This is a genomic window from Halobacillus hunanensis (assembly GCF_900166655.1).
Lineage (GTDB): Bacteria > Bacillota > Bacilli > Bacillales > Halobacillaceae > Halobacillus_A > Halobacillus_A hunanensis.
The window spans coordinates 438418-453888 of record NZ_FVZB01000007.1; the positions used below are offsets into that span (position 1 = coordinate 438418).

13 protein-coding genes and 1 pseudogene are annotated in these 15471 nt (G+C 41.1%); 7 read left to right on the forward strand and 7 right to left on the reverse strand.

What is annotated here, in order from left to right:
- Window positions 1-30 precede the first annotated feature (30 nt).
- A pseudogene (locus tag B5354_RS21100) lies at window positions 31-587 on the forward strand (GNAT family N-acetyltransferase).
- A gap of 219 nt (window positions 588-806) precedes the next feature.
- On the opposite strand, the gene B5354_RS14850 reads toward B5354_RS21100, so the two are convergent.
- The 4 genes from B5354_RS14850 to B5354_RS14865 form a co-directional block, all read right to left on the reverse strand.
- Window positions 807-2909, reverse strand: a complete 2103-nt coding sequence (locus B5354_RS14850; protein ID WP_079529590.1) for an SA1320 family protein — start codon at window positions 2907-2909, stop codon at window positions 807-809.
- Entirely contained in the window at window positions 2902-3855 is a 954-nt protein-coding gene (locus B5354_RS14855) for a DUF1672 family protein (RefSeq protein ID WP_079529591.1), read from the reverse strand. Before B5354_RS14855 ends, B5354_RS14850 begins: the two co-directional genes overlap by 8 nt.
- Window positions 3856-4119: 264 nt before the next feature.
- Window positions 4120-5055 (reverse strand): DUF1672 family protein, encoded by a 936-nt coding sequence (locus B5354_RS14860; protein ID WP_079529592.1) that lies wholly within the window; start codon window positions 5053-5055, stop codon window positions 4120-4122.
- 188 nt (window positions 5056-5243) lie between these two features.
- On the reverse strand, window positions 5244-6167 hold the full coding sequence (locus tag B5354_RS14865) for a DUF1672 family protein (RefSeq protein WP_079529593.1): 924 nt from the start codon (window positions 6165-6167) through the stop codon (window positions 5244-5246).
- 660 nt (window positions 6168-6827) lie between these two features.
- Here B5354_RS14865 and abc-f point away from each other — a divergent pair.
- The 3 genes from abc-f (at window position 6828) to B5354_RS14885 (ending at window position 9622) form a co-directional block, all read left to right on the forward strand.
- Entirely contained in the window at window positions 6828-8417 is a 1590-nt protein-coding gene (abc-f, locus tag B5354_RS14870) for a ribosomal protection-like ABC-F family protein (protein ID WP_079529594.1), read from the forward strand.
- Between the two features lie 501 nt (window positions 8418-8918).
- Window positions 8919-9242 carry a nucleotidyltransferase family protein gene (locus B5354_RS14880; protein WP_079529596.1) on the forward strand — a complete coding sequence of 108 codons (324 nt, stop codon included), beginning with the start codon at window positions 8919-8921 and terminating at the stop codon, window positions 9240-9242.
- Window positions 9218-9622: an HI0074 family nucleotidyltransferase substrate-binding subunit gene (locus B5354_RS14885; protein WP_079529597.1), complete on the forward strand. Its 405-nt coding sequence runs from the start codon at window positions 9218-9220 to the stop codon at window positions 9620-9622. The genes B5354_RS14880 and B5354_RS14885 overlap by 25 nt, the downstream gene beginning before the upstream one ends.
- A 193-nt stretch (window positions 9623-9815) precedes the next feature.
- Here B5354_RS14885 and B5354_RS14890 read toward each other — a convergent pair whose 3' ends face one another.
- Complete coding sequence (locus B5354_RS14890) at window positions 9816-9974, reverse strand: YfhE family protein (protein WP_079529598.1); 159 nt, start codon at window positions 9972-9974, stop codon at window positions 9816-9818.
- Window positions 9975-10152: 178 nt separating this feature from the next.
- Here B5354_RS14890 and B5354_RS14895 point away from each other — a divergent pair, with 178 nt between their 5' ends.
- Window positions 10153-11286 (forward strand): NADH:flavin oxidoreductase, encoded by a 1134-nt coding sequence (locus B5354_RS14895; RefSeq protein WP_079530597.1) that lies wholly within the window; start codon window positions 10153-10155, stop codon window positions 11284-11286.
- A gap of 73 nt (window positions 11287-11359) precedes the next feature.
- Here the strand turns inward: B5354_RS14895 and B5354_RS14900 are convergent, their stop codons facing one another.
- Entirely contained in the window at window positions 11360-12385 is a 1026-nt protein-coding gene (locus B5354_RS14900; RefSeq protein ID WP_079529599.1) for an HAAS signaling domain-containing protein, read from the reverse strand.
- On the reverse strand, window positions 12372-12731 hold the full coding sequence (locus B5354_RS14905; protein WP_079529600.1) for a PadR family transcriptional regulator: 360 nt from the start codon (window positions 12729-12731) through the stop codon (window positions 12372-12374). Before B5354_RS14905 ends, B5354_RS14900 begins: the two co-directional genes overlap by 14 nt.
- Window positions 12732-12959: 228 nt before the next feature.
- Between B5354_RS14905 and B5354_RS14910 the strand changes: the two genes are divergently transcribed.
- Complete coding sequence (locus tag B5354_RS14910; protein WP_079529601.1) at window positions 12960-13706, forward strand: gluconate 2-dehydrogenase subunit 3 family protein; 747 nt, start codon at window positions 12960-12962, stop codon at window positions 13704-13706.
- An 18-nt stretch (window positions 13707-13724) separates the two neighbouring features.
- On the forward strand, window positions 13725-15464 hold the full coding sequence (locus tag B5354_RS14915; protein WP_079529602.1) for a GMC family oxidoreductase: 1740 nt from the start codon (window positions 13725-13727) through the stop codon (window positions 15462-15464).
- Window positions 15465-15471: the final 7 nt, after the last annotated feature.

The window sequence follows — 15471 nt, forward strand, 5'->3', positions numbered from 1 at the left end:
AGAAGCGAATTTAGATTACGGGGTGTTGATTTGAAAGCATTTGATTTAATCGCAGAAACAGAAAGATTGATTGTAAGACCATTGAGGGGAGACGACTATTTGAATTGGCTCAGCGAGTTTAAAAATAGATTCCCATCCAAGCATAGATATGATAAAGGTCAGATTGATATGAGTGAATGTACAGCGGAATGGTTTAATCAACTGGTGGAAAAACATCAAAATTTAGCTTTAGAGATACCGCGCACGTATTTGGGATTTTTCGTAAAGTAGATAGCGTTCACTTAGGGATGGTAGATTTCTCCACATTAGAAAGGATGGACTTCCAATGGGCAAGAATAGGGTACACGATTCATAATCAACATTGGGGAAATGGCTATGGGAGAGAGGCTGTAAAACGGGCCCTTGACATAGCCTTTAAGGAACTGGATTTTCACCGTATCGAAGCACACATAAACTCGGACAATGCTGCTTCTGTAAAATTAGCTGAAAGTGTCGGGATGGAATTTGAGTGCGTCAGAAAAGGATTCATTTATGAATTTGGTCAATGGAATGACAATGCAGTGTATTACATAAATTCAAATGAATAGTGTTCTTTAGTTGGACATTTTGCTATCTTAGCTGTTTAGCAAAAGAATATTACAACAAAAATCGTGAGCTATTTTTACAATCAAATAGCTCACGATTTTGTTCGTATTATAATCATTGCAATGTATAGAAGTGAAACGGCTGAGTTATGATACTCAAAAATCTGTAAGGATGGAATGAAAGCTATGAAGCCCTGAATCTAATAGAAAAGTAGTTATAGATTAGCTCATCGTGCCACGGTTGACTTGCTGATGTAGTAGATTCATATTGCCGAGTGCACTCTCAGATACTTTTCGTAGGGCAACAATCGAATCCGCTTTGTGATCAGATAATTGATAGACAATGTCTTGAAAAAGCATTTCCATTTCGCTAAGGATTGATGTGGCTGCCGTATTATAAAGTTGAACATTGTCGTATCCACCCTCATTAAATAAAGCATCATTTACATATGGTTTAAAATTGGTCAATAAATCGGGGTAGTTCATAATAAGACTGTCCACACCTTTACGGATGCCTTCAATGTTGGAGACCAATTCATCCAATGGCTGCAATGTGTTTGCTACGCTGCTTTTTACTTTGTCATCAAAGTCAGTAAAGATACTAATCAGAGCACCTGAAACGTTTCCATAGAGAGCAATATTGGTTGCTCCTTTTACGAGCCCAGAAAGGGTCTCTAATGTGCCCACAATCGTGGCTAAAAGCCGCTTAATCCCAATTAGTGGCATTATAAAAACTGCATGTGTTATAGTTGCAAATTCTTCAAACGATGTATCCAGATGGATATCTTTCAAACGCATTTTCTCAAGCAGATAAGGTGACTTTTCAATGCTGTAAATATTAGTTGGTTGAATGGTAACCTTCCCATTTACGTCTCCTGTGTTACCTCCAATAGACTGCCCGAGTGCCTGATCTTGATGTTCAAAGTTTGTAGCGACATCATGAACTTGAGTTTGGTATTCCTTTAATTGATTCAGAACTTTATCTTTGTTCCCGTTAATGATTTGAAAATGAGCTTGCAACTCATCAACAACGGCGTCGACAAATAGCTCTTTTCCGCCTTCAAACAATTGGGGGATTTTCTCTTGGAGGATATGGACGGTAGCACCGGTTAGTTCATTGACTTTATCTTTTAAGCTGTATAAGTAATTTCTGACTTCTCCAAACAAACTCTCAACACTGACATTTGTAGAGGTGATATGTTCTATGAGTTCGGCTGGGGGAGAGTTTAAGATGCTATTTAGGAACCTGCATTGATCTTCTGCGGCATTCAGCTTACTGATGAGGGTGTCAATGTGGGAATTAAGGATATTTCCTGTTGTCGCAATTCCTTTAAATAATGGACCACCAGCCCACTCGAAAAATTCAACAAATATTTCCTGAAGATGATTGACACGTAACGTGAATTGATCCCCTTCATGTTTTACAATCTCGGCGGCGTTACCTAAGTAATCTTGCACTAAACTTACTTTATGAATAACGCGATCCTGTAAAGCTGTCGCCAACATATTCAAGTTTTCTGGATTGATATCGATTCGTTCAGTTTGTCCTCCACCATAAAGAGGGACCGCCGACCAAATACTCGTCACAATATGTTCATCGGCAGCCATATAAATTTTCCCGAACCCTGGCTGGCCTTTGACTCCGATGGTGTAGAATTGCCCTTCATTTCCGCTGCTGATTCCGTTGCCTTTCTTATAGCCTGTATGGTTCGTAGTGATGTGACCAACCTCGGGAACACCGTTATTAATTTTATATTGTTTGCCTGGAATACGATCGCCGAACTCAAGCGGAACTTCTATCTTGGTTAAAACATCGTATTTGCTAAAATAGTTAGTTATGTTGTCGTATGTCTTGTTGGGGTCAGCCATTCCGGCGGGTAAGAGAGCAGGGTTAAGGTTAACGGCTTTGACGTCCGGGTTTTTGATGGCTACGGCATTCGTGTAAGCTCCTGCCAAGGAGTTTCCGCAAATGGAACTAATTCCGTATTTTTCATCCATTTTGTTAAAGTATTCTACTGCGTGTTCAAGTTGGACAGGAGGAACGTCACTGAGTAGTTTGACGTCGGTGATCACATCTTGTTTGTCTCCTGTTCCTGTGTAGACGATGGTGTACGATTTTGTATCTATGTTTTGAACGGTTATAGCGTCCATACCAGTGGGGTCCGTATAGTTTGTATGGACAACTCTGTATTCACTTCCGTTTACTACCATTATTTGTTCGTTTGCATAGTTACGATATGCGTTATATCCAGCCAACTCGACCAGATCTTTATCGTTGGCCACGGCTTGATTATTTTTAGGAGATTTTGTTAATGGGTCACTCATTTAAATCCCCTTTCTCTAAATCCTTTATTATATAGTTTGGATTAGAACGTACCAAACTGTTGTCTTGTGTTCCCGTACCTGAACTTTTATGGATTCGATTATCATTTAAATACACACTGTATGAAGCAGGAGGTAGACCATTCATATTTTCTAAATCGGAAACAATTTGATTAAATATTTCCTTATCGGGGTCAACATTCGGTTCTTCCATAAACAATTGAATAGTTATATTATATTCATCTGGGTTCACACTTTTTTCATTTAGGGCATTCACCCATTCTTCTTTGCTTCTATCGGGGTTTTCCAAGTACATTTTATATAAAGGGTCAAACGATTCTCCAAATATAGTAATATAGTAGTAAGGCGTCATATAGCCCGCCCCACCGACGTTTTCATTTTTCTCTTCCTGAACTCCTACTACAGGATGTTTGGAGGTGAATTCTTTTAAATAATTGTCAAGTTTCTGCAAACCTTCTTCAAAAATCAAGCCGTAAAGTCCTCCCCTGATCGCCGCTTCAACTTGACCTTCCTGGGCCCAGACTTGATCAGTTAAGACTTTTCCTTTTTCTGTATCAATAGGTACTACTGCAAATGTATAAAAATGAGGTTCCCCGACAGATTCAACAAAGACAGATGCGCCATCAACTGCTCCAACAGTGTTATGAACCTTGACTTCTGTTTTATATTCCTCCATAAAAAATTCCTTTACGGCTTTATCAATCTCTTCTCGGTGATCTTCCGCAATCTCATCTGTCTTCTCACCACTCTTAAGAGTATAACCCTGCCCTGTGTAGTCCTGAACGCTTGCGTATATATTCTTATTTTGTTCCCCTTCAGTTGAATTATTGTCGCCATTTTGGTTATTACCTGATTCGCTCACACCACAACCTCCAATCAATAACGATATTCCGATAGTTAATGCCAGTATTTTCTTCTTGTGTTTCATTCAGATAAGCCTCCCTGAGTATGTAGGTAGCTACAGAGTTAATATGTAAACATTCTAGTTGATTCTCAACATAACATGGGGAAATTCCATGAATATCCACTTCATTATAATAAAACGATGTGTACTTGTGAACATAAGATGGGAATTTAGTAATAACTAACCCCATTAAAGTTTCAGTATAGGACCTTTGACCTCTAAGTGAACCATTTTCACATTTACCTGCTATGCATCATCAGTTGCCGTGTAATGGAACATTTACTTAAATCAATTTTCTAATCCTTTTATAATCAAATCAGCAGCTAGATCTAAAGTGTTGCCTTGTGTCCCGCTTCCAGATTCTTTGTGAACTCGGTTATCGTTTAAGTACACTCCGTAAGCGGCGGGAGGTAAGTCATTCATATTTCTCAAATCGGTCACCAATTGGTTGAAAATATCTATATTTGGATCTACATTTGGCTCACTCATATACAATTGTATTGCTACAGTATAATCATTGGGATTTATATTTTCGAGATTTAAAGCATCTTTCCATTCTTGCTTACTCCTATGAGGGTTTTCAAGATACATCTTGTAGAGGGAATCAAATGCTTCTCCAAAGATTGTAATGTAATAATAAGGAGTCATGTAGCCTCCTCCACCAACATTTTCATTATTTTCTTCGCGAACGCCTATAACAGGATGTGTAGAAGTGAATTCTTGTAAATAATTATCGAGATTTTGCATTTTATCTTCAAAAATCATAGCGTAAAGTCCGCTCTGAATGGCACCTTCAACTTGGCCTTCCCGAGTCCATATTTGATCCGTTAATACTTCCCTGGTGTTAAGGTCAATAGGTACAATGGCAAACGTATAAAAGTGGGGCTTGCCGACGGATTCCACAAAGACAGTTGCACCATCAACAGCTCCAACAGTGTTATGAACTTTAACTTCCGTTTTATATTTTTCTAAGAAAAATTGCTTTACAGCTTTATCAATCTGCTCCCGATGGTTTTCGGCAATTTTATCAGTCTTCTCACCATTATCAAGTGTATAGCCTTGCCCTACGTAGTCTTGAACACTTGCGAACCTATCTTCACTTTGTTTCCCTTCAGCTGAGTTGCTGTCGCCATTTTGATTATTACCTGATTCGCTTACACCACAACCTCCGATCAATAACGATATTCCAATCGTTAATGCAATAACTTTTTTCTTTTGTTCCATTCAATTAGTCCTCCTTGACAGTTTACTGTATAATTTTGGTATTAGTTTGCTTTTAGCTTTTGCATGGAAATGAAATTCTGGTTGGTCCCATGCTTTGTAAAATCGCTGGTTGGGAATAGATTTTATAGAAATCTCGCGAACTGAATTTCTACTTATTTTCTTTGTTTTCCTGTCGAGGAGTTGATCCACTATTTTTTGATGATTTGATCGGGTAATGTTCTTTCCAGAGTATTGTCTTTATCGCCTTTTCCAGAAGACTTTAAGATCCTATTATCGTTAAGTAAAACAAAATAAGACCCTCTAGGGATCGTGGAAGCTTCCTCTAAATAGTTGCATATTTCCTCAAATATTTTTTCGTCTGGATGAGCCTGTTTTTCTTCCATAAATAATTGTATGGTAATAAATATCTTTTCTGCCTCTACGAAGTCCGGTTGGTAGACACTCTGAAGTTCTTCCTTCGTAATTTGAGGATTATTCATATAAGCATTATATAAATGTTTCAATGAGTCGCCGGCAACGTCTGCATAGTAATAAGGAGTCATCAGGCCGACAGCTCCAGTGTTTTCAATAGCTTCCTCGGTTTTACCGACAACAGGTTTATTCTGCACTAAGTCTTCAAGATATTTGTCTAACTGGTTAAAAGCTTTTTCATTAACCATTCGATAAAGGCCTGTTTGGATCGCTTGCTCCACTTGGCCTTCCTGAGACCATACCCCTTCTAATACCGGCTTATCATCTTGTATGGGAATAATGGCGTAGGTGTGAAAATGAGGTTCACCTTTAGATTCCACAAATACAGTGGCTCCGCCTTGCGCACCTACTAGGTTATGAACCGTTACTTCAGTTTTGTATTCTTCCATGAAAAAAGTCTTCACGGCTTGATCAATTTCTTCACGATGGGCTTCAGCTATTTTGCCTGTTTGCTCACCACCATTAAGGTCATATCCTTGACCTGTGTAGTCCTGGACGCTTACGTACCTGTTCTCTTCCTGTTTTCCCTCCGCTGAGTTGCTGTCACCATTTTGGTTATTACCTGATTCGCTCACACCACAACCTCCGATCAATAACGATATTCCGATAGTTAATGCCAATACTTTTTTCTTGTGTTTCATTCAGATAAGCCTCCCTGAGTATGTAGGTAGCTACAGAGTTAATATGTAAAAATTCTAGCTGATCTTCAATATAACATGGGAATTTCCATGAATATCCACTTCATTATAATAAAACGGGAGGCTCTTGTGAACACCAGAATTAGGCAAAAATCGCTCCTTAAGGTTTCCTTAGAGGGCTTCTTACCTGTGTGTCTGAAGATCATCCCGGAGATTTGAGTATCTTAGCTGGTTATTTAAGAATCACCATCTGTTCTTTAAGAATGACCACGCGTTATTTAAGAATCAACCCTGGTTATTTCAGAATCATCTTACTTTATTTAAAAATCCTCCGAGGAAACAGTGTTGACTTCATTGCCCAAAGCGTACTATGATACATCTATAACAACTCAGCAAAGAGGGTGAATTGTAGGCTCATGAAGAACTAATCCTATTTTTCTCAGAACAAATGAATGATTCATGACAAAAAACCTTCCATTAGAAGGCTTCTTTTGCATGACATTCATCATCGTTCAGAAATAGGATTGGTATTGATATGTATCCTACACCCCTATGTGTATAGGTGTGCCTCCTATTCTGAACGTGTCTGTCCGTGAATAGGGGGCTATTTTTTGTTCGAAAAAAGTATAGTCTCCATCTTAATTAGAAATGGAGATGAGTGATATGGTATTGATCAACTTACAGGGTATTCGTGTTGAGGTGAAGGATCGAACGTTATTTCACATCAAAGATTTAAGTATTCATCAGGGAGATCGGATTGGAATGGTGGGCCGCAATGGTTCGGGAAAGACCTCACTGCTTCAAGTGATCGCTAAGGAAAGGGAACCTACGGCTGGCGTGGTTATCCAGCGTGCCTCGGTGGCACTGCTTCCCCAGTTGAAACCTCAAGTTGACCAAAAAAGTGGTGGTGAAATCTCTCAGGCGGTTATTCATGAGACTTTTTCACAAGATGCCGATGTATTATTGGCTGATGAGCCGACAACCCATCTCGATATGGAAAATGTAGAAAAATTGGAGCAGCAGTTAAAGCGGCGTCAGGAAGCGATGGTAGTCGTATCCCATGATCGGGCTTTTCTGGATGCTCTTTGCAATCAAATTTGGGAGTTAGACGACGAGCAAATCCGCGTATATTCAGGCAATTACACGGAGTATGAACAACAGAAAGAAGCGGCCCGTAAACATCATGAAAAAGAATACGAGAAATACATCCATAAGAAAAAGCAGCTGGAAGAGGCCATGGAGCAAAAAGATCAAAAAGCACAGCGGGCGGTAAAAAAACCGAAGAATCTTTCTGGTTCTGAGGCTAAAGCAGCGAAATTTGCCAAACCGTATTTTGCCAAAAAACAGAAGAAGCTAAATCAGGGAGTGAAATCTATCCAAACTCGGATTGACCAGCTGGATAAGGTTGAAAAAATAAAAGAGCTTCCTCCGATAAAAATGCAAGTAGCCCATGAAGCGTCACTGAATAAACGCACCATTATCCGTGGTGAGAAGGTAAGCGGCACCGTAGGAGATCGGTTGTTATGGCAAGCGTTTGATTTCTCTGTGGCTGGAGGGGATAAGGTTGCCCTCATTGGACCAAATGGAAGCGGGAAAACGACCTTCCTTCATATGATTCTCGGGGGCGCACAAGGAATTCACATTTCTCCGACCGTTTCGTTTGGCTACTTCAGCCAAATGCTTGAAGTGCTGGATGTTAACGATTCGATTTTAGACAACGTAAGTAGTACATCTTCTCAAGATCCAACGTTAATCAGAACCGTTCTGGCCAGGCTTGGGTTTTTTCGGGACGATGTGTTTAAAGAGGTTCATGTGCTCAGTGGCGGAGAGCGGGTGAAGGTAGCTTTTGCCAAGTTATTTGTCAGCGATGCCAACGTACTGATTTTGGATGAACCGACGAACTACTTGGACATCGAAGCTGTGGAAGAACTGGGATCACTGCTTCATGATTATTCAGGTACCGTCATGCTGGTATCCCATGACAGACGTTTGCTGGAACATGTAGCGACAAAGGTTTTCGCTATTCGTGACCAACAGGTTCACTTCTTTGAAGGACCTTATCGGGAATATACACAAGCAGAACCGCAGAAAGATCATGATCCATTGGAGGATCAACTGCTTATGGTCGACACGAAGGTTTCTGACGTGTTAAGTCGATTAAGTTTAGAGCCATCGGAAAAATTAGAGGAAGAATTTCAACGGTTGTTACAGGAGAAAAATATGCTCAAGCAACGATTAGAAAAAAGGCAGTAGTTAACCTGCCAATCTTTATCATTTAAGGATCACAAAGATGTGTACAAGCCCAATTTTCGTGGTATAATGGACATAGAAGGCATAAGATTGAATAAACTAATAAGGCCGTCGGTGTTGTCGCACCAGACGGCCCACAAAAGACCGAACCCCATCAAAGAGGGGTAAGGCTCTAATGAGTAATAACCCCCATGGCCAGGCTAAAGCACAAGGGGGTTATTTTTTATTGCGAAAACTGAGAATCAAGATCATCAGTGTTGCAAAGTTCACTGAAAACATCAGGCTCTCGAATACGCTCATGGCTTCACCTCCCTTCATGGGAAGTGAACCTGACCCCCTTGGAATCCGATCTATTGTGTATTCTTATTATAACACGAAATTCTGAAAATTCCTTTCCATTTCTATACGGCAGCTTCTCGAGACGATTAAAGTTAGGATACAGTTATCTGAATCACCTATGTGGATATGCTATAATGAACAAAAACGAAAAAAGGAAGATATCTAATGGATGATCATCTAACTATTCGGGGGCAAGCTCTTAATGAGTTAAAGGAGTTAGTCGTTGATCAATTATTTTCAGAACAGGTTCGCGTCTATTTATTCGGTTCATGGGCTCGACAGGAGGAAAAGCAAAGCTCAGATATTGATATTGCTATCGATTCTGTAACTCCTTTAGATGGATCCAAATGGAATCAGTTGATAGATGTAATAGAAAATTCTACGATTCCTTATAGGGTAGATGTTGTAGACTTATGGTTTGCAAATTCAAAACTTGTTCAAACAGTAAGAGAGGAGGGGATCTTATGGAAAGATTACGCCGCCGGTTAGAATCTGCAGAGAAAGCCCTGTCTTCTCTTGAAAAATTAGTTGTACTTGAAAAGCTGACTGAAGTAGAGAGGGATGCGGCTATTCAACGTTTTGAGTCTTCTTTCGAAGCTTGTTGGAAAGCAGGCAGACAGTATTTATATGATATCGAAGGGCTGGATATCGGATCCCCTAAGAGTGTCATCCGTAGCAGTCGGGAAGTGAATCTCTTCAGTGATGAGGAAACGGTAACGGCATTGAACATGGTGAATGATCGTAATCTAACTGTTCACACGTACAACGAAGAAGTCGCTGTAAAAATCCAGGGCAACTTGAATAAGTATTATCACTTGTTGCAGGTTTGGATCGAACGAATGGTGAAAAGGATTGAGCATTTAAACTAATTCTTACAAAAGTTCTCAGCCTTGTTACGTACTGATTAAATAATTGAATTAACAACACAACATTAGAGTTTACTATATATCTTGAAAAACAGAAGGGCGGCAACCTTCTGTTTTTTAGATTGATAAGAGTGCGCTTGTTAAGTCCTATAAAAGATACAAAAAAAGCAGCCGTAAAAAGCTGCTTTTCATCATTTTATCTTAAGTTTGGATTTTCACTTTTCGCTTCTTTGAGCTTGGATTTACGATATCCACCAGCGATATCTGCTTGCTTAAATTCTTTCGCATAGTTTACTTCTTGAGCGTCTGATGGCTCGTTCCCTGCTACGGGCTGATACTGTATTTTTCTTGCCATAAGTACTCATCCTTTCTAGTATATCTGGTTACATAGATAGTTTCCCCGTTGTGTTAAAGACTAAACATATGCGATGAAATCCTTTATTTCAGGCAAGGCGTTGCTCGCGTCAGGGAGAACCTGTTGTTTTGGCTTGAAGTCAGATTTCTTTTCTTCCTGGATAGAGTTTGACATAATGATGTTCATTAAGGAAAGAGGAGGATATCAATTGAGTTCAAACACGAGTACGACTGAACCACTATTTCAATCATTTACGAATGAAAAAATAAACCTGCCGAACCGCACGGTAATGGCGCCGATGACTAGAGGTTTTTCACCAGAAGGAGTGCCAGGGGAGGACGTGGCAGCCTATTACCGCCGCAGAGCCGAGAATGGGGTAGGTTTAATTGTCACGGAAGGAACGGGGGTTCATCACCCAGCGTCTGTTTCAGGTGCCAGCATCCCGCTATTTCATGGAGAAGAGTCACTGAATGGATGGGCGAATGTAGTAAAAGAAGTTCACCAAGCAGGTGGGAAAATTGTACCGCAGCTCTGGCATGTGGGAATGACGCGTAAAAAAGGTGATCTTCCCAATGAGGAGGCGAATCCTGTTGGACCATCAGGCCTGAGCCTTGATGGGGAAAAGGTTACTGAGCCGATGACTGAAGCTGAAGTAGAAGATATGGTGGAAGCTTATGCACACGCGGCTGCTGATGCTAAACGCCTGGGATTTGACGGGATTGAACTCCACGGTGCGCATGGCTATTTAATCGATCAATTTTTCTGGAAACAAACCAATAAACGAACCGACCGATATGGTGGAGACCTTGTCGGTAGGACGCAATTCGCTGTTGAGGTGATCGAAGCTTGCCGGCGTGAAGTTGGACCTGATTTCCCGATCATCTTTCGGTTTTCTCAATGGAAAATGAATGATTATAAGGCCAAACTTGCTGAAACTCCGGATGAATTGGAGCAATTCCTAACACCGCTAGTAGAAGCGGGCGTGGATATTTTTCACTGTTCTACCCGCCGATTCTGGGAGCCGGAGTTTAAGGGTTCTGACTTGAACTTGGCAGGATGGACGAAGAAATTATCAGGTAAGCCGGTGATTTCTGTAGGATCAGTCGGACTCGATGGAGAATTCACAAGCTTTTCTGGCGCTGAGACCACTAGTTTGGATGGTCTGATGGAAAAGCTTGATCAAGGAGAGTTTGATTTAGTAGCCATTGGACGTTCTCTGTTAATGGATCCGGAGTGGGTGAGGAAAGTTCGTGATGGTAAAGAAGATGAACTAGCACCTTTTGATAAAGCTGCCCTTAAACAGTTATATTGATTGTGCTGTGTCTACTCATATTATAGTAAAAAAGGTGTTCCACCAGTAAATTGTACTGGTGGAACACCTTTTTCTATATGTTCCATTTTACTTTTGCCTTACGAACTTTGATAAATCCAGCAATCAGATCCCAGAGTAAACCAAAAACGAGGAAAATCACTGTCCAGAATGTAAGCTGTTCCCAGATTTGGCGGACCACATCATAGCCTTCACTTCCCTTTGTAATCAAATCATATTGCATCAGTTCATTCATGAAAGTCGGATTCCAGATCTGCATTCTTGTGATCATGAAAAGGACCAGGGCCATGACGACGAAATTAACAATGGCAGTAAACGTTACAAGTTTGTACGTCCATTTTTCATAAAATAACTTCATGCATTCTTTCACAATCCCGGCTCCGAAAATAATGAAAGCTAAGAAGATAAGTGAACCGTAACGGGCTTCGTTTAAAAATGGAACGACCCCGGCTAATTCGTCATCTTGAAATATCCAGATGCCAAAGTATTCACTAGAAAAGCTCAGCATGATAATAAGCAGTACATAAATTACAATTCCAGTGATCGGCTCGCTTCGTTTAATCTGTCGCTTCTTTTCAGGTACGGGTGGAAGGGATGATGGTTTCCATCCTTTCTCTAGCTCCAGCTTCTCCATCCTGCCTTCACTAAAATACTCCACAAACGCAAAGCCAAAGGTGGTCCAGCCGAAAACCATTGGAATAACCACAGTGAAGAAAGAAACAATGTAGTTGACAAAATAGTCAAGAATACTCAGCGGATTGAAAATGACTTGGATGACGAAAACGGCGGTATTGACGGCAATGGTTGAAATCAAGGCTATTTTCAACACCAAGATATACAAGTCATAAAGTTCCGGACCGATTACATACTTTTTTCTGTCCCTGTATTTTCGAGCTAAACTTCTCGGGTGCCCTAGTTCTACTAACACACTTTCCACGTCTTGCTCGGTAACTTCCGTGTCTTGAACACGCTCCTCTAGCATATCCTCAATCAAGCCGTGAAGTTCATCTGCCACGTCATTTCGTTGTGCTTCCGGAAGCCGCTTACTAACCGCATAAACATATCGGTTAATGATCTCCATTTTCTTCCCTTCTTTCCTTTATTAAATATTCCATACTTGTGACCATGTTTTGCCACTCCACGAGCAATAGATCCAAGACTTCCTTCCCCAGTTCACTCAGCAAGTAATACTTTCTGGGCCGAGTCTCATTCGTATCCCATTTACTTTCCAAAAGTCCTTGTTTTTCAAGCCGTCTCAGCAGAGGATATAAGGTTCCAGGTTCAACATAAATTCCCTTTTCTTTTAACGTCGTGACAAGAGAATACCCATATTGAGGCTGGTGGAGCTGGCTTAAAGCTCCAATTGTAATGGTTCCTCGTCTTAATTCCTGCATTAATTTATCTAAATGTTTGTGTGCTTCGCTCATTTGATCAGCTCCTGTCATCAGTATACTGTATGTCATACACTATTGTAAATAGAATATTATTGTTACTCATTTTTTATTATATTTCGCATTTTATAGGTGCATTTCAAAGACTTTATAAATGATAGTTTGCTTGAAACAGGGTTCTACAAAAGAATCTAGTATATATTTCTTTTTAAGTGGCAAGAGTGTTACAAACAGCAATTAAAACCATTTGCGGGAGGTAGAAGGATGGCAGAACGTTCAACTATGTCTCGTCGCCGGTTCATTAAAAACACCAGCTATGCAGCTGGGGGTGCTATCGGCGGCGGGTTTATCGGTACGCTTATAGGAAGAAATCTTTTAGATGACAATCAAGAGGTTAAGAAAGATTCAAAGACTGAGTCACTTCCTGATTTCAATCACGCACTCATGCATTTTACAAACCAAAAAGAATTTCAAGTACTCAGTGCAGCAACGGAGAGAATTTTCCCTGAGGATGATAATGGTCCAGGTGCCATTAAACTGGGTGTTCCGTTTTTTATCGACCATCAGTTGGCCGGGTCCTACGGTCACAATGATCGAGAGTATATGCGCGGTCCATTTTTCCCTGGTTCTGACTTTCAGGGTTACCAGACTCGGCTTAAGCGCCATGAGGTATTCGATGTTGGGATTAAGGCGATTGAAAAGGAAAGCAATAATGAGTTCGATGCAGCCTTTGTAGATCTTGAAGGAAAACAGCAGGATCAAATTTTGCAAAAGTTCCAGGATGGCGATGTCAAATTAAAAGGGGTTACAGCAACTACCTTTTTTGAATTGCTGCGTTCTGCAACGCTTGAAGGGGCGTATTCAGATCCGCTTTACGGAGGAAACGGCAACATGAAGGGCTGGATGATGAAGGAATTTCCAGGCAACTACATGAGTTACCTTAATGAAATTAGTAAAGAGAAATTTATTAAAAAAGAGCCTCGAGCGTTGAGAGCACATATCCAATCATAAAAGAACGGAGGGTTCAATGTGGCGACAACATTAGATAAAGTGGAAGTAGTAACAGTCGGTGTCGGATGGACAGGCGGTATTATTGCGGCAGAACTTGCCAAGCAAGGCGTCAAAGTCGTTGGTCTTGAACGAGGAAAAGAAAGGACAACAGAAGATTTTCAGCATATCCACGATGAATACCGATATGCGATCCGTTATGAATTGATGCAGGATTTATCGAGAGAAACGATTACATTTAGGAATCATAGAGATGATCGGGCCCTGCCGATGCGTCAGCTCGGTTCCTTCCTGCTTGGTGAAGGACTTGGCGGGGCAGGGATCCACTGGAACGGGCAAACATGGCGTTTCTTACCTTATGACCTTGAGATCAAGTCCATGACCGAGAAGAAATATGGAGCTAATAAACTGGGCAGTGACTATAACATTCAAGATTGGGGCATCACCTACGAAGAGCTCGAACCCTATTTTTATAAATTCGAGCAGACAGCGGGGATAAGCGGAGAGGAGAACGAGTTTAGTGCACCAAGAAATAATCCGTATCCGAATCCTCCGATGAAGGAAACTCCGATTACGAAGCGGTTTAAAGATGCTGCTAAAAAGTTAAAACTCAGTCCGTTTCATATGCCTTCGGGAAACATGTCTCAAACGTATGAGAATCCAGATGGGCAAACTATTGCTCAATGTCAGTACTGCGGATTTTGTGAACGGTTTGGCTGTGAATACGGAGCGAAGTCTTCTCCGATCGTGACGGTAATCCCGACGGCCAAACAAACCGGCAATTTCGAATTACGGACACATGCGAATGTAACTGAAGTCATCTATGACGGCGATAAAGCGACGGGGGTAAAATATATTGATTTGCAAACAGGGGAGGAGTTTATTCAGCCTGCTGACATCGTTGTTCTGACAAGTTATGTAATGAACAATTCTCGACTGCTGTTAAACTCCGGCATTGGCCGCCCCTACGATCCGGAATCCCGGACTGGCGTGATTGGGCGGAATTACTGCTATCAAATCCTGCCTGGGGCGACGGCCTTTTTTGAAAATGAGAAGTTTAACACCTATATGGGAGCGGGATCGCTCGGGGCTACGGTCGATAATTATAACGGTGATAACTTTGATCACTCTAATGTAAACTTCATCCATGGCGGGTCGATTTCAACGACTCAGACAGGACAGCGTCCGATCAATAACAATACGGTTCCAAGCGATACACCAAACTGGGGTCAACAGTTCAAATCCGAGTCGATTAAATACTATCATCGTAACTTATCAATTGGTGCACAGGGTGCTTCCATGCCCCACCGCAACAATTACTTGAGCCTGGATCCGGATTACAAAGATATTTTTGGAGATCCGCTTCTTCGCTTAACTTATGATTTTACGGAACAAGATCGAAATTTGCACAATCACCTCACTGAAAAGTGTGTAGAGATTGGAAAAGAGATGGGTGCAGACAGAGTTGAACCAAGAGAAATCAGCGACCATTACAGCATTGTTCCCTATCAAACTACCCATAATACGGGGGGTGTCATCATGGGAGGCGATCCTGAAACGTCTGCAGTCAATAATTATTTGCAAATGTGGGATGTCGATAACGTGTTTGTGGTTGGCGCGTCAGCATTTGCTCATAACGGCGGCTACAACCCTACGGGGACTGTTGGTGCTCTGGCATACCGGGCAGCTGATGGCATTAGTAAATATATTAAAAACAAAGGCCAATTGGTCAAAGCTGCACAAAACAGTGAACATGTCTAAACGAATG

Bases quoted from the DNA above. Each gene is read 5' to 3' on its own strand.
- B5354_RS14850 (WP_079529590.1), bottom strand. From the start codon at position 2,909: ATGAGTGACCCATTAACAAAATCTCCTAAAAATAATCAAGCCGTGGCC.
- B5354_RS14855 (WP_079529591.1), bottom strand. From the start codon at position 3,855: ATGAAACACAAGAAGAAAATACTGGCATTAACTATCGGAATATCGTTA.
- B5354_RS14860 (WP_079529592.1), bottom strand. From the start codon at position 5,055: ATGGAACAAAAGAAAAAAGTTATTGCATTAACGATTGGAATATCGTTA.
- B5354_RS14865 (WP_079529593.1), bottom strand. From the start codon at position 6,167: ATGAAACACAAGAAAAAAGTATTGGCATTAACTATCGGAATATCGTTA.
- abc-f (WP_079529594.1), top strand. From the start codon at position 6,828: ATGGTATTGATCAACTTACAGGGTATTCGTGTTGAGGTGAAGGATCGA.
- B5354_RS14880 (WP_079529596.1), top strand. From the start codon at position 8,919: ATGGATGATCATCTAACTATTCGGGGGCAAGCTCTTAATGAGTTAAAG.
- B5354_RS14885 (WP_079529597.1), top strand. From the start codon at position 9,218: ATGGAAAGATTACGCCGCCGGTTAGAATCTGCAGAGAAAGCCCTGTCT.
- B5354_RS14890 (WP_079529598.1), bottom strand. From the start codon at position 9,974: ATGGCAAGAAAAATACAGTATCAGCCCGTAGCAGGGAACGAGCCATCA.
- B5354_RS14895 (WP_079530597.1), top strand. From the start codon at position 10,153: ATGTTCATTAAGGAAAGAGGAGGATATCAATTGAGTTCAAACACGAGT.
- B5354_RS14900 (WP_079529599.1), bottom strand. From the start codon at position 12,385: ATGGAGATCATTAACCGATATGTTTATGCGGTTAGTAAGCGGCTTCCG.
- B5354_RS14905 (WP_079529600.1), bottom strand. From the start codon at position 12,731: ATGAGCGAAGCACACAAACATTTAGATAAATTAATGCAGGAATTAAGA.
- B5354_RS14910 (WP_079529601.1), top strand. From the start codon at position 12,960: ATGGCAGAACGTTCAACTATGTCTCGTCGCCGGTTCATTAAAAACACC.